The 25,675-nt window shown below is 72.6% G+C and carries 23 protein-coding genes; 9 read left to right on the top strand and 14 right to left on the bottom strand.

The genetic code is table 11. The annotated features are described in order from the left end of the window. Positions 1-33: 33 nt before the first annotated feature. Together ABZZ04_RS04850 and ABZZ04_RS04845 are read right to left on the bottom strand one after the other, a co-directional pair. Positions 34-687 (bottom strand): response regulator transcription factor, encoded by a 654-nt coding sequence (locus ABZZ04_RS04850; protein ID WP_356930766.1) that lies wholly within the window; start codon positions 685-687, stop codon positions 34-36. Continuing rightward, on the bottom strand, positions 684-1,877 hold the full coding sequence (locus ABZZ04_RS04845) for a histidine kinase (RefSeq protein ID WP_356930765.1): 1,194 nt from the start codon (positions 1,875-1,877) through the stop codon (positions 684-686). The genes ABZZ04_RS04850 and ABZZ04_RS04845 overlap by 4 nt, the downstream gene beginning before the upstream one ends. 151 nt (positions 1,878-2,028) lie before the next feature. Between ABZZ04_RS04845 and ABZZ04_RS04840 the strand changes: the two genes are divergently transcribed. Next, a complete protein-coding gene (locus tag ABZZ04_RS04840; protein ID WP_356930764.1) occupies positions 2,029-2,610 on the top strand; it encodes a hypothetical protein in 582 nt (193 codons plus the stop codon). Positions 2,611-2,706: 96 nt separating this feature from the next. Here the strand turns inward: ABZZ04_RS04840 and ABZZ04_RS04835 are convergent, their stop codons facing one another. Genes ABZZ04_RS04835 through ABZZ04_RS04825 form a run of 3 tightly spaced genes read right to left on the bottom strand, consistent with a single transcriptional unit; the run spans position 2,707 to position 4,882 of the window. Then, positions 2,707-3,279 (bottom strand): cob(I)yrinic acid a,c-diamide adenosyltransferase, encoded by a 573-nt coding sequence (locus tag ABZZ04_RS04835; protein ID WP_356930763.1) that lies wholly within the window; start codon positions 3,277-3,279, stop codon positions 2,707-2,709. Between the two features lie 52 nt (positions 3,280-3,331). Continuing rightward, positions 3,332-4,084, bottom strand: coding sequence for an ABC transporter permease (locus tag ABZZ04_RS04830; RefSeq protein ID WP_356930762.1), 753 nt, complete (start codon positions 4,082-4,084; stop codon positions 3,332-3,334). A gap of 15 nt (positions 4,085-4,099) precedes the next feature. After that, positions 4,100-4,882, bottom strand: coding sequence for an ABC transporter ATP-binding protein (locus ABZZ04_RS04825; protein ID WP_356930761.1), 783 nt, complete (start codon positions 4,880-4,882; stop codon positions 4,100-4,102). A gap of 83 nt (positions 4,883-4,965) precedes the next feature. Here ABZZ04_RS04825 and ABZZ04_RS04820 point away from each other — a divergent pair, with 83 nt between their 5' ends. From ABZZ04_RS04820 to ABZZ04_RS04805, 4 genes are all read left to right on the top strand, one after another. Next, a complete protein-coding gene (locus ABZZ04_RS04820; protein WP_356930760.1) occupies positions 4,966-5,607 on the top strand; it encodes a TetR/AcrR family transcriptional regulator in 642 nt (213 codons plus the stop codon). 165 nt (positions 5,608-5,772) lie between these two features. Further along, positions 5,773-6,621, top strand: a complete 849-nt coding sequence (locus ABZZ04_RS04815) for a 3-hydroxyacyl-CoA dehydrogenase family protein (protein ID WP_356930759.1) — start codon at positions 5,773-5,775, stop codon at positions 6,619-6,621. 235 nt (positions 6,622-6,856) lie between these two features. Further along, the gene (locus ABZZ04_RS04810) at positions 6,857-7,180 is read left to right on the top strand and encodes an STAS domain-containing protein (protein WP_072486732.1); all 324 of its coding nucleotides are present in this window, start codon (positions 6,857-6,859) and stop codon (positions 7,178-7,180) included. A 391-nt stretch (positions 7,181-7,571) separates the two neighbouring features. Next, a complete protein-coding gene (locus ABZZ04_RS04805) occupies positions 7,572-10,079 on the top strand; it encodes an ATP-binding protein (RefSeq protein WP_356930758.1) in 2,508 nt (835 codons plus the stop codon). An 84-nt stretch (positions 10,080-10,163) separates the two neighbouring features. Here the strand turns inward: ABZZ04_RS04805 and nucS are convergent, their stop codons facing one another. Beyond that, positions 10,164-10,835, bottom strand: coding sequence for an endonuclease NucS (gene nucS / locus ABZZ04_RS04800; protein WP_356930757.1), 672 nt, complete (start codon positions 10,833-10,835; stop codon positions 10,164-10,166). Between the two features lie 271 nt (positions 10,836-11,106). Here nucS and ABZZ04_RS04795 point away from each other — a divergent pair, with 271 nt between their 5' ends. Further along, entirely contained in the window at positions 11,107-11,499 is a 393-nt protein-coding gene (locus tag ABZZ04_RS04795) for an SCO5389 family protein (protein ID WP_356930756.1), read from the top strand. 429 nt (positions 11,500-11,928) lie between these two features. Here the strand turns inward: ABZZ04_RS04795 and ABZZ04_RS04790 are convergent, their stop codons facing one another. After that, entirely contained in the window at positions 11,929-12,969 is a 1,041-nt protein-coding gene (locus ABZZ04_RS04790) for an LLM class flavin-dependent oxidoreductase (RefSeq protein ID WP_356930755.1), read from the bottom strand. Between the two features lie 211 nt (positions 12,970-13,180). Between ABZZ04_RS04790 and ABZZ04_RS04785 the strand changes: the two genes are divergently transcribed. Beyond that, a complete protein-coding gene (locus ABZZ04_RS04785) occupies positions 13,181-13,510 on the top strand; it encodes an ATP/GTP-binding protein (protein ID WP_356930754.1) in 330 nt (109 codons plus the stop codon). A 23-nt stretch (positions 13,511-13,533) separates the two neighbouring features. Here ABZZ04_RS04785 and ABZZ04_RS04780 read toward each other — a convergent pair whose 3' ends face one another. The 7 genes from ABZZ04_RS04780 to mce all read right to left on the bottom strand — a co-directional run bounded on the left by ABZZ04_RS04780 (position 13,534) and on the right by mce (position 23,289). Further along, positions 13,534-14,385: an ABC transporter permease subunit gene (locus ABZZ04_RS04780; protein ID WP_356930753.1), complete on the bottom strand. Its 852-nt coding sequence runs from the start codon at positions 14,383-14,385 to the stop codon at positions 13,534-13,536. Then, positions 14,382-15,518: an ABC transporter ATP-binding protein gene (locus ABZZ04_RS04775; protein WP_356930752.1), complete on the bottom strand. Its 1,137-nt coding sequence runs from the start codon at positions 15,516-15,518 to the stop codon at positions 14,382-14,384. Before ABZZ04_RS04775 ends, ABZZ04_RS04780 begins: the two co-directional genes overlap by 4 nt. Before the next feature lie 182 nt (positions 15,519-15,700). Beyond that, the gene (locus tag ABZZ04_RS04770) at positions 15,701-16,480 is read right to left on the bottom strand and encodes an ABC transporter permease subunit (protein WP_356930751.1); all 780 of its coding nucleotides are present in this window, start codon (positions 16,478-16,480) and stop codon (positions 15,701-15,703) included. Positions 16,481-16,485: 5 nt separating this feature from the next. Beyond that, positions 16,486-17,490: an ATP-binding cassette domain-containing protein gene (locus tag ABZZ04_RS04765; protein ID WP_356930750.1), complete on the bottom strand. Its 1,005-nt coding sequence runs from the start codon at positions 17,488-17,490 to the stop codon at positions 16,486-16,488. 146 nt (positions 17,491-17,636) lie between these two features. Further along, positions 17,637-18,575: a cellulose-binding protein gene (locus ABZZ04_RS04760; protein ID WP_356930749.1), complete on the bottom strand. Its 939-nt coding sequence runs from the start codon at positions 18,573-18,575 to the stop codon at positions 17,637-17,639. 184 nt (positions 18,576-18,759) lie between these two features. Continuing rightward, the gene (scy, locus tag ABZZ04_RS04755) at positions 18,760-22,650 is read right to left on the bottom strand and encodes a polarized growth protein Scy (RefSeq protein WP_356930748.1); all 3,891 of its coding nucleotides are present in this window, start codon (positions 22,648-22,650) and stop codon (positions 18,760-18,762) included. Between the two features lie 210 nt (positions 22,651-22,860). After that, positions 22,861-23,289 carry a methylmalonyl-CoA epimerase gene (gene mce, locus ABZZ04_RS04750; RefSeq protein ID WP_356930747.1) on the bottom strand — a complete coding sequence of 143 codons (429 nt, stop codon included), beginning with the start codon at positions 23,287-23,289 and terminating at the stop codon, positions 22,861-22,863. 135 nt (positions 23,290-23,424) lie between these two features. On the opposite strand from mce, the gene ABZZ04_RS04745 reads away from it, so the two are divergent. Together ABZZ04_RS04745 and meaB are read left to right on the top strand one after the other, a co-directional pair. Then, positions 23,425-24,627, top strand: a complete 1,203-nt coding sequence (locus ABZZ04_RS04745) for an acetyl-CoA C-acetyltransferase (RefSeq protein WP_356930746.1) — start codon at positions 23,425-23,427, stop codon at positions 24,625-24,627. An 80-nt stretch (positions 24,628-24,707) separates the two neighbouring features. After that, the gene (meaB, locus tag ABZZ04_RS04740) at positions 24,708-25,667 is read left to right on the top strand and encodes a methylmalonyl Co-A mutase-associated GTPase MeaB (RefSeq protein WP_187438850.1); all 960 of its coding nucleotides are present in this window, start codon (positions 24,708-24,710) and stop codon (positions 25,665-25,667) included. Positions 25,668-25,675 lie beyond the last annotated feature (8 nt).

Raw genomic sequence — 25,675 nt, 5'->3', positions numbered from 1 at the left:
GTCCAGACCAAAGATCGCGTCGCGATCGTTCGCTCACAACGCGCCCAACTCCTGCGCCAGTACCGCCGCCTGGACCCGACTGCGCAGCTCCAGCTTGCCCAGCAGCCTGCTGACGTGCGTCTTCACCGTCGCCTCCGCCATGGAGAGCCGTACCGCGATCTCGGCGTTCGACAGGCCCTCGCCGAGACAGCCGAGAACCTCCCGTTCCCGCCGGGTGAGCGCGTCCAGCACCGAGGGGTCGGGCGTCCTCGCCGGTCGTACGGGAGCGGTTCCGGCGAACTCCGCGATCAGCCGCCGCGTCACGGCCGGGGCGATCAGCCCCTCGCCGCGCGCCACCGTGCGCACCGCCTCGATCAAGTCGTGCGCGTCGGTGTCCTTCAGCAGGAAGCCCGCGGCCCCCGCGCGCAGCGCCCCGAAGACGTACTCGTCCAGGTCGAACGTGGTCAGCACCAGGACGTCCGCGAGCTGCTCGGACACCACCTGTCCGGTCGCCGACACCCCGTCCAGCCGCGGCATCTGAATGTCCATCAGCACCAGGTCCGGGCGCAGTTCGCGGGCCAGGCGCACCGCCTCCTCGCCGTCCCCGGCCTCGCCGACGACCTCGATGTCGGGCGCACTGCGCAGGATGAGCACCAGCCCGGCACGGACGGCCGACTGGTCCTCGGCGACCAACACCCGGATCGTCATGTTCTCGATGTCCCTTCCGTCACGGGCAGTTCGGCCCGTACCCGCCATATTCTCGCCCCGTCCCCGGCGACCGAGGGGCCCGCCTCGATGGTGCCGCCCAGCAGCGCCACCCGTTCCCGCATCCCCACCAGACCGGCCCCCGACCCGGGCGCGCGGGGCCCCGGGCGCTCCCCGATCACACTGCTGATCTCGACCGTGAGCACCGGACCGGCCCGGTCGAGCCGCACCCCGACCGGGCCGGGCGCGGCGTGCTTGAGCGCGTTGGTCAAGGACTCCTGGACGATCCGGTACGCGGCCAGCTCGACCGGTGCGGGCAGTGGCTCCCGTTCCTCCCGGGTGTCCTCGAACGTGCAGGTCAGACCGCTCGACGCGGCGTTCGTACGGGCCTGTTCCACCAGTGCGTCCAGGGAGGCGAGGGTGGGCGAGGCGGCCGGTTCCGAGGAGCCGCCGGTGCGCAGCAGCTTGATCAGCCGGCGCATCTCGGCGAGTCCGGCGACGCTGTTCTCCCGGATCACGCCCAGCGCGTCGCGCGAGGTGGCCGGCTTGTCGATGGAGAGGGCGGCGGTGGAGTGGACGGCGATCGCCGACAGGTGGTTGGCCACCACGTCGTGCAACTCGCGGGCCATCCGGGTGCGTTCGGCGGTCACCGCCTGCACCCGGTCCATCTCGGCGAGCAGCGCGGTCTGTTCGGCGTGCAGCCGGGCCGTCTCGGCGGCGTCCCGGTGGTTGCGGACGCTCGCCCCGGTGAGGGCGGGGCCGAACGAGATCATGCCGGTGACGACACCGATGAGCAGGGCCTGCGGATTGCGGAACCAGGCCAGGAAGCCGATCGTGACCGCGACCATGATCAGGAACGTGGTCACCGGGATGCGGCGGGCGGCGGACGGCTTCCCGTACAGCACGGCCGCGTACACCAGGTCGGTGAAGAGCAGGACCGTCGCCAGGTTCCCGACCGTGAACTGGTCAGCGACCATCGCGAGCGTGCCGACGACCAGCCCCACCTGCGGGGCGGTCCGGCGGAGGAGTTCGAGCCCGGAGACGACGACGAGCGGCACCAGGCAGACCCACGGGGCGGTGAAGAGGCGGTTGCCCTGCAGGTGCAGCCCTAGCAGCCACAGGAGTATGCCGCCGGACAGGCCGACGACGGCCAGGAGCACGTCGTGGCGGTGCGGGCGGAAGGAGGAGGACACCCTCCCATCCAACACGGCCTCCCGCGCCCGGGCCTCCCCGCCGGGGCCGAGGCGCCAGTACATCGAAGTATGCAGGCCGGGTTCATCATCGCCGACGACGAGTGCGCCCCGGACGGCTGGGAGGCTGAAGTGGACCGAAGGGAGAAACGCCGTGATCGCCGTACTGATCGTGCTCTGCGAAGTCGCCTTCTGGGTGCTGCTGGCCGCGGGACTCGCGCTGCGGTACCTGGCGAAGAAGCCGCGACTGGGCGCAGCCGTGCTGCTGTGCGAGCCGCTGCTGGAGGTGGTGCTGCTGGTGGTGACGGCGATCGACCTGAAGAACGGCACGCCGCCCGACTGGAAGCACGGGCTGGCCGCGGTCTACATCGGCTTCACGGTCGGCCTCGGCCACTCGACGATCCGCTGGGTCGACGCCCGGGTGGCCCACCGCTTCGCGGGCGGCCCGCCGCCGGTGAAGCCGCCGAAGTACGGCATGGCGCGCGCGGCGCACGAGTGGCGGGTCGCCGCCCGGTGGATCGTCGCGGCGGTGACGGCGCTGGTCCTGCTCCAGCTGGCGATCTGGTACGTCGGCGGGGACGGGGACGCGTCGACGCTGCAGGGGTGGCAGCAGAAGATGCTGTTCGTGATCGGGATCAACGTGGTCATCGCGGGGAGCTACACGCTGTTCCCGAAGGCGGACCCGGGAGCGGGGACGGGGACGGAGCCGAAGCCGGGGTCGAAGACGTTGAGCTGACACCCGCCCCGGCTCCCCGAGCCCCGGTGCCCCGGCGGCCGACTGCCGGGGCACCGGGGCATCCGCCGTGAGCGGGGACGGGCGGGTGCCGGTGGACTACCGCTCGCCGCCCGGCACCCACAGCACGTCCCCGAGCTCCTTGTTCGCCGTCCGCGCGAGGATGAACAGCAGGTCGGAGAGCCGGTTGAGGTACGTGGCCGTCAGCGTGTTCATCGTGTCGCCGTGCACCTCCAGCGCCGCCCAGGTGGACCGCTCCGCGCGCCGGACCACCGTGCACGCCTGGTGCAGCAGGGCCGCCCCCGGCGTACCGCCCGGCAGGATGAAGCTGCGCAGCTTGTCCAGCTGCTCCAGGAAGTGGTCGCAGTCCGCCTCCAGCTTGTCGACGTAGCTCTGCTCGACCCGCAGCGGCGGGTACTCCGGGTTCTCGACGACCGGTGTCGACAGGTCCGCGCCCACGTCGAAGAGGTCGTTCTGCACGCGGACGAGGACCTTCACGACGTCCTCGGGGAGCTGTCCGAGCGCGATCGCGGTGCCGATGACGGCATTGGCCTCGTTGGCGTCGGCGTACGCGGAGATCCGCAGGTCCGTCTTGGCGGTCCGGCTCATGTCGCCGAGGGCCGTGGTGCCCCGGTCGCCGGTGCGCGTGTAGATACGTGTCAGGTTGACCATGCCGTCAGGCTAGTGCCATGCCCCGGCGGGCCCGGCCGGGGCACGGCACGGCTCAGGCCCCGGCCCGCCGGAAGGCCCGGGCGCCCACCGCCACGGCCCCGGCGGCGAGGACGACCGCCACCAGTGCCCCGTGCAGCATGTCCGCGGTGGCGTACGCGCCCACGTACGCGTCCCGCACCGCGTCCACGAGGTGACGCAGCGGGGTGAGGCGCGAGACGACGTCCAGCCAGCCCGGCCCCAGGGTCATCGGCAGCATCAGGCCGGAGAGCAGCATCACCGGCATGGTGACCGCGTTGATGACGGGGCCGAACTCCTGCGGCGTCGCGACCTTCATGGCCAGCGCGTAGGACAGCGAGGCCAGCGCGACCGTCAGCAGCCCGACGAACGCGAAGCCGATCAGGACCCCGGGCAGCGGTGCGCGCAACCCCATGGCCAGGGCGGCCAGTACCAGCAGCACCGCCTGGAACACGAAGAGCACGGCGTCCCGCAGGACCCGGCCCAGCAGCAGCGCCAGTCTGCTGACCGGGGTCACCCGCATCCGTTCCACCACCCCCGAGGACTTCTCGACGATGATCGAGAACCCGGAGAACGAGGCGCCGAACAGGGCGAGCTGGAGCAGCAGTCCGGGGACCAGGACCTGCCAGGAGTCACCGGTCGAGCCGAGCGGCAGACCGCTCAGGAGCGGGCCGAAGAAGAACAGGTACAGCAGCGGCATCAGGACGCCGAAGAGCATCTGGAAACGGGAGCGCAGGGTCTGCCGGGCGTACCGCCCGAAGACGAGCGCGGTGTCGTGCAGGAGGAGCATCGGCGGTCCTAGACGTTAGACGGAGAGGGGTGCGGCGTCGGCGGGTGCGGGGGCGCGGCCGGTGATCGCGAGGAAGGTGTCCTGGAGGGAGGCGGTGGCGGAGCCGGTGTACTCGGTCCGCAGCGCGGCCGGCGTGCCCTCGGCCGCCACCGTTCCCCGGTCGATCACGACCAGCCGGTCGGCGAGCGCGTCCGCCTCGTCCAGGTAGTGGGTGGTGAGGACGACCGTCGTGCCGGAGCCGTCGCGCAGCCCGCGCACCAGCCCCCACAGGTCGGCGCGGCCGGCCGGGTCGAGTCCGGTGGTGGGCTCGTCGAGGAAGAGGACGGGCGGGCGGTGGGTGAGGGCCATCGCGATGTCCAGGCGCCGCCGTTGACCGCCGGAGAGCGTGACGGCCCTGCGGTCGAGCAGCCCGTCGAGGCCGAGGCCGTGGGCCAGTTCCGCGGCCCGCGCGGTCGCCTCCCGCTTGCCCAGCCGGTACAGCCGCCCCTGGGTGACCAGCTCCTCCCGGACGGTCAGGTGCGGGTCGACGCCGCCGGACTGGGCGACGTATCCGCACTTCGCGCGTACCCCGGCCGGGTCGTCGGCCAGGTCGTGCCCGGCGACGACGGCCGTGCCGCCGGTGGGGGCGAGCAGTGTGGTCAGCATCCGCAGGGTGGTGGTCTTGCCCGCCCCGTTGGGGCCGAGGAGGCCGACGATCTCGCCGGCCGCGACCGTCAGGTCGACGGACCGCACGGCGTGCACCGGCCCGCTCCTGCTGTCGAAGGACCGGGCGAGCCCGGTCGCGCTGATGATTGGCATAGTGACCACAAAAACAGAGACACCCAAAAAATGCAATGACACCAATTTTTCATCGGCTCACGCCCGACACCTACGATGGGGGGATGACCGAGGGACTCAGGGAGCGCAAGAAGCGCCAGGCCAGGCAGCACATCTCGGACCTCGCGACCGGGCTGTTCCTGGAGCGCGGCTTCGTGACGGTGACCGTCGCGGAGATCGCCGAGCTGGCGGACGTCTCCGTGAACACGGTGTACAACTACTTCCCCGCCAAGGAGGACCTCTTCCTCGACCGGATGAAGGGCGTCACCCAGCGGGTGGCCCGGTTCGTCCGCGCCCGCGACAGGGGGGAGTCGGCGGCCGAGGCGGTCCTGCGGGAGCTGCGGGCGCTGGCCGTCGCGGTCTCGCCGGAGCTCGGACTGATGGACGGCTTCGCCGACTTCATGCGGGTCATCGAGGAGGCGCCCACCCTCCAGGCCCGTCTCGCCCGGCTCCAGGGCGAGGTGCTGGACGCCGTCGTCGCCACCCTGCGCGAGGAGACCGGCGCGGCGGCGGACGATCCGCTGCCGGAGCTGGTCGGCGGTCAGCTCGCCTGGATCGAGGGGGCCCTGGTCGGCCGGATCAGCCGGGAGATGCTGGCCGGCCGCAAGGCGGTCGAGGTCTCCCGCGACGCGCTCGTCCTGCTCGACGAGATCGAGGGGCTCCTCGGCGAAAAGGTCCTCAACTACGCCCGGCGCGCCGTCGGATGACGGGTCCCGGTGTGATGTCCGTCATTTGAGACGTGACGCGCATCTCTTCGGCGCCCCAGCACCCCTCACGGGTACTAATGTCCGCCGGAGAGCATGTGAACAACCGTCGATACCGGCCGTGCAGGGACCAGCTGCAGAGGCGGACAGAAACCAAGGGGTGCAGACGTGGCCAGGAAGCTCGCCGTCATCGGAGCCGGACTCATGGGGTCCGGCATCGCGCAGGTCTCCGCCCAGGCGGGCTGGGACGTGGTGCTGCGCGACGTCACCGACGAGGCCCTGACCCGTGGACGCGACGGCATCAAGGCCTCGTACGACAAGTTCGTCTCCAAGGGCAAGCTGGCGGCGGACGACGCCGAGGCCGCGCTGGCCCGCATCACCACCACCACCGACCTCGACGCGATCGCCGACGCGGACGTCGTCGTCGAGGCCGTCTTCGAGAAGCTGGAGGTCAAGCACGAGATCTTCCGGACGCTCGACAAGATCGTCCGCGAGGACACCGTGCTCGCCTCCAACACCTCCGCCATTCCGATCACCAAGATCGCGGCCGTGACGGAGCGCCCCGAGCGCGTCGTCGGCGTGCACTTCTTCTCACCGGTCCCGATGATGCAGCTCTGCGAGCTCGTCCGCGGCTACAAGACCAGCGACGAAACCCTCGCCACCGCGCGGGAGTTCGCCGAGTCCGTCGGCAAGACCTGCATCGTGGTCAACCGCGACGTCGCGGGCTTCGTCACCACCCGGCTGATCTCGGCGCTCGTCGTCGAGGCCGCCAAGCTGTACGAGTCGGGCGTCGCCTCGGCCGAGGACATCGACATCGCCTGCAAGCTGGGCTTCGGCCACGCCATGGGCCCGCTCGCCACGGCGGACCTGACCGGCGTCGACATCCTGCTGCACGCCACGAGCAACATCTACACCGAGTCCCAGGACGAGAAGTTCGCCGCACCGGAGCTGATGCGCCGGATGGTGGACGCAGGTGACATCGGCCGCAAGAGCGGGCAGGGCTTCTACACGTACTGATCGTTTTCGGTCCTCCGGGCGCCCGATCCGCCGTCGATCGGGCCCGGGGGCCCGGGGGGCGCCTTCCGGAGACCGCGGATCCACGCGGATCCTGGCCGGGCCCTGGTCACTCCACAGAGTGAATTCGGTATCGGTTCGCTTACAGACGGCAACCTCTCCGTCTCCGCCGCAGTCAGTTGTGGGAGAGACGGAACAGACAGACGAACCTTGCTACGGAGCATTCCGGGGAGCGCATATGCACATCAGGGGCGACCACGCCGAGCTGGTCGTCGGGGGCCGCCTCGACGTCCGAAGCGCGGCGGACGCCCGTACGGCCCTGCACTCGGCCCTCGACGACGGAGTCGGCGACCTGGTGCTCGACCTGACCGAGCTGGATTCCTGGGACGCCACCGGGCTCGGCGTCATCATGGGCGCACACCGCCGCGCCGGACGCGCCGGCCGCCGACTGGTGCTCCGCGGCGTGCCGCCGCAGATGCAGCGCCTGCTGGTGGCAACCCGCCTGCATCGCATTCTGGCCATCGAGGGCGGAATCGCTGCGGACTCGCTGCCGCGCGTGTAGCACCCGCACGGGCCCGCTTCGGGCGTCGTGCACGCCGCCGTGCGCGGTGGTCCCGCGCCGTACGGCCCCGCCCGTCGCCGCGCACCCGGTGCACGCCGCCCCGGCGCCGTCGCGGCGGTCCTTCGCGGTCGGCCGCAGCCCCGCGCGCGGCCGTACGGCCCCGGTGCCGCACCCGGCCCGGAACCGTTGCGAACGAAAGCGTGCAATCCGCATGAGAGCGCGCGCTTCGGGCGGCACCACCCCCCGACTGTGCGGGGACCCCGGCCGACGGTCTAGGGTTCGGCCGTCCGCCGATTGACGAACCCACCCGGCGGAAACCGGACCGGAAGCGACAGCGGGGCGTGCGAGGCCGGAGGGGCAATCGTGCGCTACGCGTCTGGGGGCTTTGACGATGGACCCGACACACCGGGAGCCGGAAGAGTTCGGCCGGGACACCGACGGACCCGGTGACGGACCGGACCACGGCCGTTCCCAGGGCCCCCGGCCCCGCTCGGCCAAGGGCACCCCCGGGGCCCCGGATTTCGGTCGGCAAACGCCGCAACAGGCCCGCTTCGTCCGCCTCATATCGGGCGACTACCTCCTCACCGTCAACCCGGTCGACGGCAGCGAGGTCGAACTGTGCCCGCCGGGGGAGCAGCCCACCGCCCCGGTCCGGCGCACCGCGGCCGGGCGCGCCGACCACGAGCGCGCCCTCGCCCCGCCGGTGCCGCCGGGCCCGCCCGCCCCGCAGCTCCCGCTCCTGGAGCGCGCCGAGGAACGCGAACGACTGGTGCGCCTGCTGTCCAGGGGCCGCTCGGTGCGGCTCACCGGACCGGCCGGATCGGGCCGCACGACCCTGCTGGACGCCGTCGCCGCGGACTGCGCGGACCTCGCGCCGGACGGAGTGGTGCGGCTCTCCGGCTACCGGAGGACCGCCACCGACCTGCTGTACGGGCTCTTCGAGGCCGTGAACGAGGCGCCGCTGTACCGCCCCGACCGCACCGCCCTGCTCGAAGAGGTCCGGCGCATCGGCGCCGTCGTCCTGCTCGACGACCTGGAGTTCGGCGGGGCCGCGCTGGAGGAGCTGCTCGACGCCACCCCCGAGTGCGCCTTCCTGCTCGCGACGGCGCCGGACGTCGTCGTGTCCGGCGCGGACCCGTACCTCGAAGAGGTCCTCCTCGCCGGCCTCGGCCGCGACGCCTCGACCGAGCTGCTGGAGCAGGTCGTCGAACGCCCCCTCACCGAGGAGGAGCGGAACTGGGCGGGCGACCTCTGGTTCGAGTCCGAGGGACTGCCGCTGCGCTTCGTCCAGGCGGGCGCCCTGCTGCGCCAGCGCGACCTGCTGGGCGCCGCCCCCGAGGCGTACGGACCCGGGGACCGGCCCGCGGTCCCGCCCTTCGGGCACGACGGGGCCGTCGACGGGGGCCGCGCACCGCTGCCCAGCCTCGGCGACGGCGCGGCCCCCGCCGCGCTGCTCGCCTCACGGCTGAGCGGACCGGCCCGCGACACCCTGCGCTTCGCCGTGGCGCTCGGCGGCGAGGTGCCGCACCAGGCCCATCTGCCGGCCCTCGTCGGCGACACCCACGCGGACGCCGCGCTCGGCGAGCTGGCCGGCTGCGGACTGCTCTCCCCGGCCGGCCCCCGCTACCGGCTGGCCGCCGGGGTCGTCGCCCAGCTGGAGGCCGCCGGATACGGCGAGGACGCCACCGACCGGGCCCGGACCGCGGCCCAGCACTACGCCTGGTGGGCCGGCCACCCCTCCGTCACCCCCGAGCGGGCGGCGGCCGAGGCCGACGCCGTCGTCGCGGCGATGGCACAGCTGGTGCCCGGCGACGGCGCGGGACAGACCAGCGCGGCCGTGCTGCTGGCCCGCAGCGCCGCCCCGGCCTTCGCGGCGGGACTGCACTGGGGAGCCTGGGAACGGGCGCTGAGGATCGGCCAGGAGGCGGCCAGGATCGCCGGGGAGGTCGCCGAGGAGGCGTACTTCCACCACGAACTGGGCGTCCTCGCGCTGCTCTCCGGCAACCCGGACCGGGCCCGCGCCGAACTGGAGACCTCGATCGGCATGCGCGGGGCGCTCGCCGACAAGTCGGGCGCGGTGGCCGGACGGCGGGCGCTCGCCCTGGTCGCCGACCGTTCCGGCGGACCGCTGCCCGGCGCCCTCGCGCAGGTGGGCGAGGACGTGCCGTTCGCGGAACCGGTGGAACAGGCGACGCCCGCCCGCCCGATGGCGGCAACGACGCAGCCCATGTCGCCGTCCCGGCCGGACGAGGGCCCCACCACGGTGATAGCGCGCCAGAGCGCCCCCGCGGCCGCGCCCGCCGCGCGGAGTGGCCGGCCCTCGGTGCTGGGCCTCGCCCGGCGCAACCTGGTCGCGACGGCCGCGGGCGTGCTCCTGGCCGGTGTGCTCGGCACCGTCGTGGTGCTGGGCATGACGTCCGGCAGCGACGACGTACCGGGGAACCGGGGCGTCACGAGCGAGCAGTCCTCCGGCGAGCAGGACGGCGGCACGGAGGAGGACCCGGCCGGCGACCCGGCGGACGGCTCGACCCCCGGTTCCGCCTCCTCCGGCGGCGGCGATGCGACGCCCGGCCCGTCGGGCAGCGAGATCACGCCGAGCGGCAGCGGCTCGCCGTCCACCGGATCGCCGGGGCCGAGCGACAAGCCGTCCTCGGACCGGCCCACCAGCGACGAACCGTCCTCGGACCGGCCCACCAAGTCGTCGAGCCCCACCAAGTCCTCCAGCCCGACGAAGTCGGAGAGCCCCAGCCCGACCCCCACGGAGACCGAGACCCCGGAACCGACGGACACGGCCACCGAACCCGAGCCGACCTCGCCCGACACCTCCGACTCGGCGAGCGGACCCTCGTCGTCCTCGGCCGCGGCGGCGGGCCCGGCCGGCGGCCCGGTGGCGGCCTGAACCCACCCCGGAACGGGCGGACGCCGGACGCGATGCACACGTCCGGCGTCCGGGAAGACGGGCGGGGGAGGGGGACCGGCGGGGTCAGAACAGCCGCAGCTTGTCGTCCTCGATGCCGCGCAGCGCGTCGTAGTCCAGGACGACGCAGTCGATCCCGCGGTCCGTCGCCAGCACCCGGGCCTGCGGCTTGATCTCCTGGGCCGCGAAGATGCCCTTCACCGGGGCGAGATGGGGATCGCGGTTGAGCAGATCCAGATAACGGGTCAGCTGCTCCACGCCGTCGATGTCGCCGCGCCGCTTCAGCTCCACGGCCACGGTCCCCCCGTCGGCGTCCCGGCACAGGATGTCCACCGGCCCGATGGCGGTGAAGTACTCACGGCGGATCAGGGTGTAGCCCTCGCCGAGGGTCTCGATCCGGTCGGCGAGGAGTTCCTGCAGGTGCGCTTCGACGCCGTCCTTGATGAGGCCCGGGTCGACGCCCAGTTCGTGGGACGAGTCGTGGAGGATCTCCTCCATCGTGATGATGAGCTTCTCGCCCGCCTTGTTCACCACGGTCCAGACGTCCGCGGTGTCGCCGGTGCCCTCCTTGAGGGTGCAGGGCGGCGACATCCAGTTGAGGGGTTTGTACGCCCTGTCGTCGGCGTGGATCGACACGCTCCCGTCCGCCTTCACCAGGATGAGACGGGGAGCGGAGGGCAGATGGGCCGTGAGCCGGCCGGCGTAGTCCACGGAGCAGCGGGCGATGACGAGACGCATGGTCGGCAACGCTACTCGACGAGGGGCGCTCCACGCGATTCTCCCCCGTCACCCCCGTCGCTCCGCCCCCACGTTGACGGTCCTCGACGGGGCTTGCCCCTCTTTGGGTCCGTTCGTCGATGGCCGGTTGTGTTCCCAATCTCCTGGTGCGGCCAGGACTGCGCCCGTACCGTGTAAGCAGGAGGTCGCCGTCCGTGTACGCTGCGTCGCCGCCCTTCTTCCCTGCCCGTAAGGCCCCGGCCAAGGCAACGGGGTCGCGAGAGGAGAACCCATGTCGCTCGACGTCTCACCGGCGCTGTTGGAACAGGCCGAGCGAGGCGAGGTCGACGAAGCGGACTTCGTCGACTGCGTCCGGACCTCCCTGCCCTACGCATGGGAGATGATCAGCTCTCTGGTGGCCCAGCTGAAGGTGGACGGCGGAGAGTTCGCCGACAACCAGACGCCCCCGCCGGACGAGCAGGCACGTGGTCAGCTGCTGCGCGCGCTCGCGAGTGATGCGATCCGCGGCGCGCTCCAACGGCACTTCGGGGTGCGTCTGGCATTCCAGAACTGCCACCGCGTCGCGGTGTTCCCGCTGGACGCCTCGGCCGACGAGCGGCTGGCCCGCTTCACCTCGGTGCGGGGCCAATTGCTCAACCAGTCCCCCCAACTGCGGGACTGTTAGGGCCTCTCGTTCGGATCGGGCCGGGCTCGCGTGCTCCGGTGCGCATTTCCCCCAAGGCCTTGAGGGCCAGGGGGACCCCCTTCCGCGTTGTCGTCGGTCGCCATGGCGGAGCCATGGCTCCCTCCTCCGCCTTGCGATCGATGGGGTCTCCCTGCTCGAACGAAGCTGAGAGCTTGGGGAAGCACCGGACCCCGCTCACCGATCCGGCCCGATCCGAACGGAAGACCCTGGGCCGTGTCGCGGGAGCCCCGTCGGACCGGATGTCACCGGCCCGTCCGTGGGCGGACGACGTCGCTTCCGCAGCACGCCCCGGGCCCGTCCGGCCGGTCGCGGCCGTACGGGATCCGAACGCTTCCGCCGCCGTCCCGGACCGGATGGGCTCCGGCCGGCCTGCTCCGGAACGGAGGTGCCCGTGTTCCCGGCGGGGCGTCATGTGAGCAGCGGGAGCACTTCGGTGCCCAGCCGCGCCACGTTCTCCTCCGTGGCCGTCAGATCCCCCGAGCCCTCCGCCAGGAGCGCGAAGCGGGTGATGCCCGTCCGCTCGGCGGTGGCGGCGAGCCGGTCGGCGGCGAGCCGGGGCGGGCCCACCGGATGGAGGCCGCACAGGAATTCCGTGTACGCGACCGGATCGCGCATCACCCGGTGCCGTCCGTCGACCGTCACGTGGGCGTCCAGCCCCTGCCGCAGCCAGCCGGGCATCGTCTTCACGAGCGTCTCCACGGCGCCCTCGTGCCGGTCGGCGATCTGGACCACCCCGGCGGAGACGTGCCCGGCGGCACGGACGCTCTCGGGCGAACGGCCCGCGGCGAGGGCGGTGGAGCGCCACAGGGCGACCATGTCGGCCTTCTCCTCGTCCCTGCAGTGCATCCCGAGCAGCATCGGCAGCCCGTTCTCCGCCGCGAGCCGCACCGTCTTCGGCGAGGTGCACGCGACGATCACCTCGGGGCCGCCGAGCCCTTCGCCGTCCTCGTCGACCAGCTCGTCGGCCCGGGGGACCACCGCGACCTCGCGGAAGCCGTACCGCTCCCCGCGCCCGGCCACCCGCGGCTCGCGCAGCCAGTCGAGCAGCAGCCCCAGGGACTCCGGGAAGCCCTTCTCGTACGCCGCCAGGCCGCTCCCGAACACCTCCAGGTCGACCCACGGGCCGCCCCGGCCGACGCCGAGGGTGAACCGGCCGCCGCTGGTGAGGTGGAGCAGCGCGGCCTGTTCGCCGAGCGCGACCGGGTGCTGGGTGGGCAGCACGCTGACCGCCGTGCCCACCCGGATCCTGCGGGTGCGGCCGAGCAGCAGCGCGGCCAGGGTGACGGCGGACGGGCAGACCCCGTACGGCACGAAGTGGTGTTCCGCCAGCCAGACCGAGTCGAGCCCGGACTCCTCCGCGACCTCGGCGGACCGGACCGCGCGGTGCAGCGCCTCGGCAGGCCCCTGCCCCGGAAACTGGGCTGCCAGTACGAACGTTCCCACACGCATCGCCAATTGCCTCCTTGCGGCCGACGCGGCTCTCCCCTACAGGCAACAACGTCTGACACGTGCCAAGGGCACGGGCCGGAGACAGGTTGTTGCGATTTTCCGGTAACTCACCCCCTTCGGGGGTGACGCCCCGGAGGGCTCCGGGCGCCGCCGTCGGCCGAATGGCCCTACGCTGGACGGGAACTGCCCGGCCTGTTTTGTGAGGTGTCACGTGTCCCCGCGCCGAAACCGCTCCCGAGGCGGCGAGAGTCCCCACGACAGCGCGGCAGAACCGGGAGCCCGGTACGGCGGCGGCGGGCGCACCGAGGAGTGGCAGGGCGAGCAGTGGTCGGTCCGCCCGGTGAGCGGGGCGAGCGCGGTGGGCAAGCACTACCGCTGCCCCGGTTGCGACCAGGAGATCCCGTCCGGCGTCCCGCACCTGGTGGCCTGGTCCGAGTACGCCGGCATCGACGACCGCAGGCACTGGCACAAGGCCTGCTGGAACGCGAAGGACCGCCGCACCACGCAGGTGCAGCGGTCCAGGAACGCGCCCCGTTACTGAGGGACCGTCGGGGGCGGGTCCGGTCAGACGTCCCGGCGGTCCATGGAGAGGCAGGCGAGGAACAGCGCCACTCCCGAGACGCCGAGCATGATCCACAGCGGGTCCCAGCCGGACGGCCCCGAATCGGCCACCGAGGTCGAGTAGAACGCGCTGAGCTGGTTGGGGATCGAGTACTCGAAGAGCTTCATCCGCAGGTCGGAGAGTGACTCCGAGAACATGAACATGCCCAGCACGAGCGGCAGCAGCACCAGGCCGATCATGATCGTGATCGCCCCGGCGGAGTGCCGGACGATGGCGCCGACCGCGAGCGAGAGCAGGCCCAGCGTCGCCGTGTAGAGACCGACGCCGACCGTCGCGCGCAGCCAGTCGTCGCCGGAGGGTGTCTCGCCGCCGACGATGGCGGTCTGCGCCGCCGCGACCAGGGCGGTGGTCACGGTCGTGATGACGAAGGTGAGCAGGAAGAAGACGATCGCCTTCGCGCACAGCACCCGGTAACGGCTGGGACAGGCGGTCAGCGTCGTGCGGATCATGCCCGTGCCGTACTCCGAGGCGATGGTCAGCACGCCGAGCGTGATCACGCAGAGCGAGCCCAGCAGCACCCCGTAGAAGCCGAGACTGAGCACCGGCATCGAGCCCATGTCGGCATCGGCGGCGTTGACCGCGACCGCGGTCAGCAGCCCGATCCCGACCAGCAGCACGACCATGACGCCGAGCGTCCAGATCGTGGAGCGCACGGAACGGATCTTGGTCCACTCGGAGGCGAGCGCGTCGCCGAGGGTCGCGGCGCGGACCGGGATGGGCGAGGTGTAGGAGCCGAGCGCGGCCGACAGGTCCTGCTCTCGGTACGGTGCCTGCGGGGGCGGCGGCGTGGTCATCGGGCGTCCTCGCTGGTGTCGTGCTTGGTCAGGTCCGCGGGAGCGGCGGGAGCCGGGGGAGCGGCGGGGGCCGCGGGACCGGCCGGGGGCTGTGCGTACGGGTCCTGTCCGGGCGGCGGCGGGGCGTACCAGTTGTGCTGCGGAGCCTCCGGGACCGGCGGCTGCGGAGCCCCGTACCCGTTGTGCACCGGCTCCTGGAGACCGGCCCGCTCGTCCGCCGTCGAACGGTAGTCCACGACGCCCTGCGTCATCCGCATGTACGCCTCCTCCAGCGACGCCTGGTGCGGCGAGAGCTCCCACAGCCGGACGTCCGCCCCGTGCGCCAGGTCGCTGATCCGGGGCAGCGGGAGGCCGGTGACCCGCAGCGCCCCGTCCGGCTCGGGCATGACCTGCCCGCCCGCCCCGGTGAGCGTGGCGGTCAGCTTCTCGCGGTGCTCGGCGGACCCGTCCGGAACCCTGACCCGGGCGAAGTCGGCCGAGTTGGCGGAGATGAAGTCCGTGACGCTCATGTCGGCGAGCAACTGCCCGCGGCCGATCACGATCAGATGGTCGGCGGTGAGCGCCATCTCGCTCATCAGATGGCTGGAGACGAAGACCGTGCGGCCCTCGGCCGCCAGCATCTTCATCAGGTTGCGGACCCAGAGGATGCCCTCGGGGTCGAGGCCGTTGACGGGCTCGTCGAAGAGCAGCACCTGCGGGTCGCCGAGCAGCGCCGCCGCGATGCCGAGCCGCTGGCCCATGCCGAGCGAGAAGCCCTTGGACCGCTTGCGCGCCACGTCCTGGAGGCCGACGACACCGAGCACCTCGTCGACCCGGGGGGCCGGGATGCCGGCCAGCTGGGCGAGCGAGAGGAGGTGGTTGCGGGCGCTGCGGCCGCCGTGCACGGCCTTCGCGTCCAGCAGCGCGCCCACCAGCCGCGGTGCGTTCGGCAGGCTGCGGTAGGGGTGGCCGCCGATCGTGACGTGACCGGAGGTCGGCCGGTCCAGGCCCAGCATCATGCGCATGGTGGTGGACTTGCCCGACCCGTTGGGACCGAGGAATCCGGTGACGGCGCCCGGCCGCACCTGGAAGGAAAGGTTGTGCACGGCCGTCTTCGCGCCATAGCGCTTGGTCAGGCCGACTGCCTCGATCATGCTTCAGCCCCATCGACTCACGTCTGTCGTCGGGGCCGGGCCGAGCGGCCGCACACCCCCGTAAGAGTTAGGAGGATAACCAGCCCCTGACGGTTCCGGCCAAGTCGTTCCGGGGGCGCGCCGCCCTCCGGACCCGGCGGACCGGCGGCGGACGGCCCCGTACCGGCGGGCCCGCCCCCTCGTCAGGCGTCCCGCTTCTTGAGCACGAGGTAGCCGCCGAGCAGCGCCGCCGCCACCCAGGCGATCAGGATGCCGAGCCCGCCCCACGGCCCGTACGGCGCCGGATCGCTGTTCAACGCGTCCGGGACCACCTGCATGATCTTGGAACCGGCCTGGTCGGGAAAGTACCGGGCGACCTTCTTGGCCCCCGGCACCACCGACAGGATCTGGGAGACGAGGAAGAAGAACGGCATCAGGATGCCGAGCGACAGCATCGAACTGCGCAGCATCGTCGCCACGCCCATGGAGAAGATCCCGATCAGCCCCATGTACAGGCCGCCGCCGACCACCGCCCGCAGGACGTTGTCCGCGCCGATGTCGGTGCGGTGCTCGCCCAGCAGGGCCTGGCCGAGGAAGAACGAGGCGAAGCTGGTCGTGATGCCCACCGCCAGGGCCAGCAGACCGGCCACCGCGACCTTGCTGAACAGGAACGAACCGCGCTGGGGCACCGCCGCCAGCGAGGTCCGGATCATGCCCGAGCTGTACTCCGTACCGACCACCAGCACACCGAAGACCACCATGGCCAACTGGCCGAGGACCATGCCGGAGAAGCTGATGAGGGTCGGGTCGAAGGTGGCCCGCTCCATCACGGGGAGGTCGTCGAACTGGGCGTTCATCAGGGCGCAGAGCGCCGCGCTCATCGCGACGGTGACGACGAACGCGGAGATCAGCGTCCAGACGGTCGAGGAGACCGTACGGATCTTGGTCCACTCGGAGGCCAGGACCGCGGGTACCGATGCCATCGCCGTCACCCCTCCCCGCCGTCGGCCCCGGCGGGGCCGCCACCGGTCCGCCGGTCCCACTGATCGCCCCAGCGCGGACCCGCGGGCGGTGGCGCCGGGCTGTGGTCCGCGTGCGCGTGGTACTCCACGGACTCCGCCGTCATCTGCATGAACGCCTCCTCCAGGGAGGCCCGCTGGGAGCTCAGCTCGTGCAGCACGATCTGGTGCTGCGCGGCGAGCTCGCCCAGCGCCTCGGTGGTGGCGCCGTCGACCTCCAGCATGCCGCCGCCCGCCTCGACCACGATCAGCCCCGCCTCGTGCAGCACGTCCAGCAGCCGCTCCCGCTGCGGGGAGCGCAGCCGTACGTAGCTGCGGGAGTTGTGGTGGATGAAGTCGGCCATCGACGTGTCGGCGAGCAGCCGGCCCTGGCCGATCACGATCAGATGGTCGGCGGTGAGCGCCATCTCGCTCATCAGGTGGCTGGAGACGAAGACCGTGCGGCCCTCCACGGCCAGCGTCTTCATCAGGTTGCGGATCCAGTGGATGCCCTCGGGGTCGAGGCCGTTGACGGGCTCGTCGAAGAGCAGCACCTGCGGGTCGCCGAGCAGCGCCGCCGCGATGCCGAGCCGCTGGCTCATGCCGAGCGAGAAGCCCTTCGACTTCTTCCGCGCCACCGCGGTCAGACCCACGGTGTCCAGCACCTCCGCCACCCGGCTCTCCGGGATGCGGTTGCTCTGCGCGAGACAGAGCAGGTTGTTGTACGCGCTGCGCCCGCCGTGCATCGACTTCGCGTCCAGCAGCGCCCCGATGTACTTGAGGGGCTCCTCCAGCTCGCGGTAGTGCTTGCCGTCGATGCGGACCGAACCACCGGTCGGGTTGTCGAGACCGAGCATCATCCGCATCGTCGTGGACTTGCCCGCCCCGTTGGGCCCCAGAAAACCCGTCACCATCCCGGGCCTGACCCGGAACGAGAGCCGGTCGACGGCAACCTTGTTGCCGAAGCGCTTGGTGAGGCCGTCGAGCTCGATCATGCATTCACGCTAGAACGGCCGCGCGCCCGGCGCCACAGGGGCGGCACCGGGCACACGAAGAGGGCGCCGAGGATCCCGGCCGAGGGCCGGCCGGGATCCTCGACGCCCTCACTCGCGAGTGCGGACCTGCCGCCGGGGCGTCCGGGTCAGTGGGTCTGCTGGGCCGGGACACCACGGGTGACCGGCTCGTCGTCGGCGGGGGAGCCGGCGGCGGCCACCGCGGCGCCGGTCAGCGTCGCCAGCATCTCGCGGACGTTGGTGAGCTGGGCGTTGATCGAGTCGCGGCGGTTGGTGAGCGCCGCCAGCTCGCGCTCCGATTCGCTGCGGATCCGGTCGGCCTTCGCGTTCGCGTCGGCCACGATGTCCTCGGACTGGCGCTGCGCGGTCTCCACCGTCTGACGGGCCCGGCGCTCGGCGTCCGTACGGAGCTTCTCGGCCTCCAGGCGGAGCTGCTCGGCGCGGTGCTCGATCTCGGCGAGGCGCTTCTCGGCCTTGGCCTGACGGGACGCGAGGTCGCGCTCCGACTGGTCGCGGCGCTTGGCCAGGTTGGTCTCGAAGTCCGCGGCGGCCTGGGCGGCCTTGGCGCGGGTCTCCTCGAAGAGGGCGTCGGCCTCCTCGCGCTTCTGCGCGGCGTCCTTCTGGGCATCCGTACGCAGCGAGCCGGCCTCCCCCTTGGCCTTCTCGATGATGCGGACGCCCTCGTCCTCGGCCTTCGCCTTGCGGTCGGCGGCGAAGGTCTCGGCGTCGTTGCGCACCTGCTGGGCGGCCGACTCGGCCAGCTCGCGGTGCTGCTCGGCGGCGCGACGGGCCTCCTCGCGCAGGTCCTTCGCCTCCTCCTCGGCCAGGCGGAGAATCTTCTCCACCCGCGCGCCGAGACCGGCGTACGACGGCTCCGCGTCGTTCACCTGGGCCTGGGCGTTCTGGGTTTCGAGGTGGAGCTCCTCGATGCGCTTTTCCAGGGACGTGATGCGGGCGAGAGCACTATCACGGTCGGCGACGAGCTTGGTAATGCGGTCATCCACCTGACCGCGGTCGTATCCACGTCGCACGAGCTCGAAGCCGAAGGGGGAGGAAGGGTCGCTCATGGGGTTCCTGTCGAATGAGACCGGTGAGGTGTTAGAGGGAATCCTAGGGGCCCGGACGGCGTGTCATCGAGTGGATGCCCTTTTGATCTGGAGAATGACCCTCCTTTTGAGTGGCTAACCCCCGCAACTCTTGCCACTCGGAGGGTGGAACGTTCCTGACGAAGCACGGGACACGGCAGGGCGACTACCCCTCGGACGACTTGCCACCCGATCGAGTGCCTGCGGAGGCCCCGGCTTTGACGCCGCCCGAGGAGCTGCCCCCGCCCTTGCCGCTCGCCGGCGTCTCGAAGGACTCCAGCGCCTCCAGCACGTCCTGGACACGGGAGATCTCGGTGTTGATGTCCGCGCGGCGCCGCACCAGCAGATCGAGCTCGCGCTGGCCCTCGTCCACCATGCGCTTCGCCTCGGCCTCGGCCTCGGTCCGCAGCTTCTCGGCCTCGCGGACCACCGTGGCCTTCTTCTGCTCGGCCTCCTTCAGCAGCGACTCGGCCCGCTTCACCGCGGCGATCCGGACCTTGCTCGCCTCCGAGTTGGCGTCCGCCAGCAGCTCCTTGGCCTTGGCCTCCGCCTCGTCGCGCTGCTCGGTCGCAGCCTTCATCAGGTTGTCGACGCGCTCGCCCGCCGTCTTCATCTGCTCGGCGGTCTCCCGCCGGGCCCGGTCGTGCAGCTCCTCGATCTCGCCCTCGATCCGGGCCCGCAGCTCCTCGGCCCGCTCCCGGATCGCCGTGGCGTCCCGGCGCGCGCCGACCAGCAGCTCGTCCGCGTCCGTACGGGCCCGCTCGACCAGGGAATTGCCCTCGACGGTCGCCTCCGAGGCGATCCGCGTGGCCTCCTTGCGGGCCGCGCCGACCATCGTGTCGGCCTGCTTCTCGGCCTCGGTGGCGGTGCGCAGTGCCTCCTCCCGGGCCTTGTCGATGAGCTGGTCGGCCTGCTCCGCCGCGTCGGCCCGGCGCTTGGCCGCGGCCTCCCGCGCCTCGTCGAGCAGCCGGTCCGCCTCCTCGCGGGCCTCCGCGCGCATCTGCTCGGCCGCCGCCTCGGCCTCCGAGCGCACCCGCTCGGACTCCTCACGGGTACGGGCCGCGTGCTCCTGCGCCGAACCGACGACGGTCGCCGCCTCGGCCCGCAGCCGCTCGGCCTCGTCCGCGGCCTCGCCCGTCACCCGGGCCGCCTGCTGCGTGGCCTCCTCGACCAGGGAGGCCGCCCGCTGGGTGGCTTCCTCGGTCAGCGAGGTCGCCTGCCGGGTGGCCTCCTCGACCAGCGTGGTGGCCTGCTGCGTCGACTCCGTACGGACCCGCTCGGCCTCGTCCGTGGCCTCGCCCACCAGCCGGTCGGCCTGGGTCGCGGCATCCGAACGCATCCGGTTGGCGTCCTCGCGGGCCTCGGCACGGCTGCGTGCCGCGTCCTGTTCCGCCGACGCCAGCGCGTCGGACGCCTCGGTGCGCATCCGCTGGACGTACTCCGCGGTGTCCGCGCGCAGCCGCTCCGCCTCGGCGGTCGCGTCGGCGACGGTCCGCTCGGCCAGCTCCTTCGCGGCCTCGGACGCCTCCTGCGCCTCCTGACGGGCCCGCGCCGCGTCCTCGCCGGCCCGCTCCCGCTCCGCGTACGCGTCGGTGCGGACCCGGTCCGCCTCCTCCTGCGCCTCGGTCTTCGTGCGCTCCGCGACGTGCTCGGCGGTCGAGCGCAGCCCGGCGATCTCCGCCTCGGCCTGCTCCTGGAGCCCGCTGACCGAATCCCGCACCTGCTGGGCGGTCTGCTCGGCCGCGGAGACCAGCTCGGTCGCCCGGCCGTCCGCCTCCTCGACCAGCCGCTGGGCCTCGGCCTGGGCCTCCTCGACCCGCTTGCGGGCGGAGGCGAGGAGATCCTCGCTCTGCTCGCGGGCCCGCTCGCGCTCCTGGTTCGCCTCGGCGCGCGCCGCGTCGAGGGTCTCCTCCGACTCCCGGCGGCGCCGGTTGGCCTCCTCCTGGGCGGCGGCCAGCGCCTCCGCGGCCTCCGTGCCCACCCGCTCCGCGGCGGCGGCGGCCTCGGAACGCAGCCGGTCGGCGCTCTCCTGCGCCTCCGACTTGAGCCGCTCCGCCTCGGCGGCGGCCTCCGTGCGCAGCCGCACGGCCACCGACTCGCCCTCGGCCCGCGACTGCGAGGCGTCCGCCGCGGCCTCGTCGCGCAGCCGCTCCGCCTCGGTCTCGGCCTGCTCCCGCAGCACCCGCAGCCGCTCGGCGGCCTCCGTGCGCAGCCGCTCGGACTCCTCGTTCGTCTCGCGCCGGATGCGCTCCGCCTCGGCGCGCGCGTCCGTGAGCTCCTGCTCGGCGGTGGTGACCCTGGTCTCGGCCTCCGTGTGCAGCCGGGACAGCTCCTCGGCCGCCTCCGCCTGCCGGGCCGCGACCGCGCGCTCGGTCTCCTCGCGCAGCTCCGCCGCCGCCCGCTCGGCCGCCCCGGTGGTCGAACCGGCCTGCTCCTCGGCCTCGGCGCGCAACTGCTCGGCCTCGGCACGGGCGCGCTCCAGCGCCTCCTCGGCCTGCTTGCGCAGCGCGGTGGCGCGCTCGGTCGCCTCGGTGCGCACCCGCTCGCTCTCGGTGCCCGCGGCGCCGCGCAGCTCCTCCGCGTCGGCCTTCGCCTTGGCGAGCAGCTCCTCGGCGGTCTTCGCGCCCTCCTCCAGCTGCTGGACGGCCTCGCGGCGCGCCTCGCCCCGGATCCGCTCGCCCTCGGCGACCGCCTCGGAACGCAGCTGCTCGGCCTCGCCGCGCAGCCTGCGCGCCTCCTCCTGCAGCTCGACCGTCTTGGCGCGGTACTCCTTGGTGTCGTCCTTGGCCGCGCCCTTGAGCTGGTCGGCCTGCTCGGCGGCCTCGCCGCGCAGCCGGTCCGCCTCGGCCTCCGCCTCGCGGCGGATCCGCTCGGCCTCCTCGGTGGCCGACCGGGTGGTGGACTTCGCGTCCTCGGACGCCTTGGACAGCACCTCCTCGGCGGTCCTGGCGGCCTTGGCGAGCTGGGCCGCGGTGTCCTCGGCGGCGGCCGTGCGGGCCTTCTCGGTCGCCTCGGACTTCAGCCGGTCCGCCTCGGCACGGGCGTCGGCGAGGGCCTGCTCGGCCTCCGCCTTCAGGACCTCGGCCTCCTTGGTGGCCTCGCCGACCAGCCGCGCGATCTCGGACCTGGCCGTACGGGTGCGCTGTTCGTTCTCCGACTCGGCGGAGGCCAGCCGCTTGGACGCGGCCTCCTTCGCCTCGGAGGTGACCTTCTCGGCCGCCAGCCGGGCCTCGCGCAGCTGGGTCTCGGCCTCCTGCATGCGCTGCTCGGCGGCCCGGTTCAGTTCGGCGGTCTGCTGGCGGGCCTGCTCGGTCTCGGCCGTCGTGGTCGTGCGCAGCCGCTCGGCGTGGCTGGTGGCCTCCTGCGCCTGGCTGGAGGCCGCGTTCAGCATCCGCTCGGCGTCCTTGCGGGCGCGCAGCAGGAGCGCCTCGGCCTCGGTACGGGCCGACTCCGCCTCGGAGCCGAGCCGCTGCCGGGTCTCCTCCGCCACCCGCTCCGCCTCGGCGCGCGCGGTCGTCAGGGCCTGCTCGGCCTCGGCCCGCGACTCCTCCAGCAGCCGGCGGGCCTGGGACTCCGTCCGGGCCCTGAGCTGCTCGGCCCAGGCGACGTTCTCGTTGACGTGGGACTCGACGGTCCGGCGGCGCTCCGCCAGTTCCTGGTCGAGCTGCTGGCGCCGCTGCACCGCCTCGTTGTGCAGCTCGGCCTGGAGCCGTGCCTGGTGCTCGGCGTGTTCCTGCAGGATGCGCTGGGTCTGCGCGCGGGCGTCCCGCAGTTCCCGCTCGGCGTCGGTCCGCAACTGCTCGGCCTGGATCTGGGCGTTACGGAGCAACTGCTCGGCCTGGTAGCCGATGTCCGCGCTGTCATAGGCGGGACGGGTCGCGAGATTGCGCCGAGCCTCGTGCAGCTTGGCGCGCAAGACCTCGACCTGGTAACCGAGGTCCTCGGCGTGCTGGACGGCCTTCTCACGGTCGGTCTTCAGCCGGTCCATCTCGGCCTCGAACCGCGAGAGATGGTCGTCTTCAGCCCGGTGGCTCTCCTGGCGTTCGTAGCCCCGCACTGCGCGGTCCCATCCTTCCCCGAGCTCTCAACCTCGTTCGAGCGGGGGAGACCCCAACCCTGGTCGCAACTCTCCTGCAAGTTACGAGTACCGTTCGCCGGTGAACGGCCTCCCGGGGAATGGTGACAGATCAACGGCTGAGGACGCGGCGCGGCCCCGACCCGGCCCCGGCCCGGAACCGCCCACTCTACCGGGCCGGGTATCCGGAGGTCAGTGCTCCGCTGCGGACGTGACCAGTTCGGTGAGGACACCGTGGCAGTCCTTGGGGTGCAGGAAGGTGATCCTGGACCCCATGGAACCCTTCCTGGGCTCGTCGTACAGCACCCGGACGCCCTTCTCCCGGATGTCCGCCGAGTCGGCGTCGACGTCCTCGGTCCCGAAGGCGATGTGATGGACCCCTTCCCCGTTCTTGGCCAGCCATTTGCCCACGGCGGAGTCCTCCCGGGTGGGCTCCAGGAGCTGGAGGTAGGAGGCGCCGCCGTCGGACGTACCGTTGATCCTGAGCATGGCCTCGCGCACGCCCTGCTCCTCGTTGACCTCGGAGTGGTACACCTCGAAGCCGTAGGTCGAGCGGTAGAACTCGACGGTCTCGTCAAGGTTGAAACAGGCGATCCCGATGTGGTCGATTCGCGTCAGCATGCCACCAGTGCAGCGCCACACGGATGGTTACGCAACGTGCGCGCCATCACACCCGCTGCCGGATGACGGGCGCGGTACCGCTCAGTACATTCGAGTAAACCCTCGTTCACTTCTCATCCCAAGGGGCTGCGCCTCATGTCTGGAACGACCGGTACCACCTCAGTGATCGTCGCGGGCGCGCGTACGCCCATGGGCCGGCTGCTCGGCTCGCTGAAGAGCTTCTCCGGGGCCGACCTGGGCGGCATCGCCATCAAGGCCGCGCTGGACCGGGCCGGCATCGGCGGCGACCAGGTCGACTACGTGATCATGGGCCAGGTGCTCCAGGCCGGAGCGGGCCAGATCCCGGCCCGCCAGGCCGCGGTCAAGGCCGGCATCCCGATGAACGTCCCCGCGCTCACCGTCAACAAGGTGTGCCTGTCCGGTCTCGACGCGATCGCGCTCGCCGACCAGCTGATCCGCGCCGGGGAGTTCGAGGTCGTCGTCGCCGGCGGCCAGGAGTCCATGACGAACGCCCCGCACCTGCTCCCGAAGTCCCGCGAGGGCCACAAGTACGGCGCGATCGAGATGCTCGACGCGATGGCGCACGACGGCCTGACCGACGCCTTCGAGAACATCGCGATGGGCGAGTCCACCGAGAAGCACAACGCCCGCCTGGGCCTGACCCGCGCCGACCAGGACGAGATCGCCGCGCTCTCCCACCAGCGCGCCGCCGCCGCCCAGAAGAACGGCATCTTCGAGGCCGAGATCACCCCGGTCGAGATCCCGCAGCGCAAGGGCGAGCCGGTCCTCTTCGCCAAGGACGAGGGCATCCGCCCGGAGACCACGGTCGAGTCCCTCGGCAAGCTGCGCCCGGCGTTCGCCAAGGACGGCACGATCACCGCGGGCACCTCCTCGCAGATCTCCGACGGCGCGGCCGCGGTCGTCGTGATGAGCAGGGCCAAGGCCGAGGAACTGGGCCTGGACTGGATCGCCGAGATCGGCGCCCACGGCAACGTGGCCGGCCCGGACAACTCGCTCCAGTCGCAGCCGTCCAACGCGATCGCGCACGCCGTGAAGAAGGCGGGCATCCAGGTCGAGGACCTCGACCTGATCGAGATCAACGAGGCGTTCGCCGCCGTCGCCGTCCAGTCCATGAAGGACCTGGGCGTCACCCCGGACAAGGTGAACGTCAACGGCGGCGCCATCGCGCTCGGCCACCCGATCGGCATGTCCGGCGCCCGTCTGGTGCTGCACCTGGCGCTGGAGCTGAAGCGGCGCGGCGGCGGCACCGGCGCGGCGGCGCTGTGCGGCGGCGGCGGTCAGGGCGACGCGCTGATCATCCGGGTCCCGGGCAAGTAGCACCCGGCGGCGCCCCGCCGGTACTCCGGGCGAGCAGGACGCGGTACACGTAGAGCACGCAGCGAGTGAACGGAGCGGTGATGGTGGACGTCCCCACCCTGGTCGAGCAGGCACGCGCGGGTCGGCCGCGGGCCGTGGCCCGGCTCATCTCCCTGGTCGAGGGGGCGTCGCCGCAGCTGCGCGAGGTGATGGCGGCCCTGGCGCCGCTGACGGGCAACGCGTACGTCGTCGGGCTGACCGGTTCGCCCGGTGTCGGCAAGTCGACGTCGACGTCGGCGCTCGTCGCGGCGTACCGGCGGGCCGGCAAGCGGGTCGGCGTCCTGGCCGTCGACCCGTCCTCGCCGTTCTCCGGCGGGGCGCTGCTCGGCGACCGGGTCCGGATGTCGGAGCACGCCTCCGACCCGGGCGTCTACATCCGCTCCATGGCCACCCGCGGCCATCTGGGCGGCCTCGCCTGGTCGGCGCCGCAGGCGATCCGGGTGCTGGACGCGGCGGGCTGCGACGTGATCCTGGTGGAGACGGTCGGCGTCGGCCAGTCGGAGGTGGAGATCGCCTCCCAGGCCGACACCTCCGTCGTCCTGCTGGCGCCCGGCATGGGCGACGGCATCCAGGCGGCGAAGGCCGGAATCCTGGAGATCGGCGACGTGTACGTGGTCAACAAGGCCGACCGGGACGGCGCGGACGCCACCGCGCGCGAGCTCAACCACATGCTGGGCCTCGGCGAGGCGCGCGGTCCCGGCGACTGGCGGCCGCCGATCGTGAAGACGGTCGCCGCCCGGGGCGAGGGCATCGACGAGGTCGTCGAGGCGCTGGAGAAGCACCGGGCGTGGATGGAGGAGCACGGGGTGCTCGCCGAGCGCCGCACGGCCCGTGCGGCCCGCGAGGTCGAGACGATCGCCGTCACCCGGCTGCGCGAGCGCATCGGCGACCTGCACGGCGACCGCCACATCGGCGCGCTCGCCGAGCGGATCGTGGCGGGCGGCCTCGACCCGTACGCGGCGGCGGACGAGCTGGTGGCGGGACTCACCGGCGGGGCGTGACCGGCGCG

This window comes from Streptomyces sp. NPDC006435 (assembly GCF_040612315.1).
Classification (GTDB): domain Bacteria; phylum Actinomycetota; class Actinomycetes; order Streptomycetales; family Streptomycetaceae; genus Streptomyces.
The sequence above is the reverse complement of the archived record's forward strand: the minus strand, read 5'-3'. Positions and strand labels throughout refer to the sequence as shown.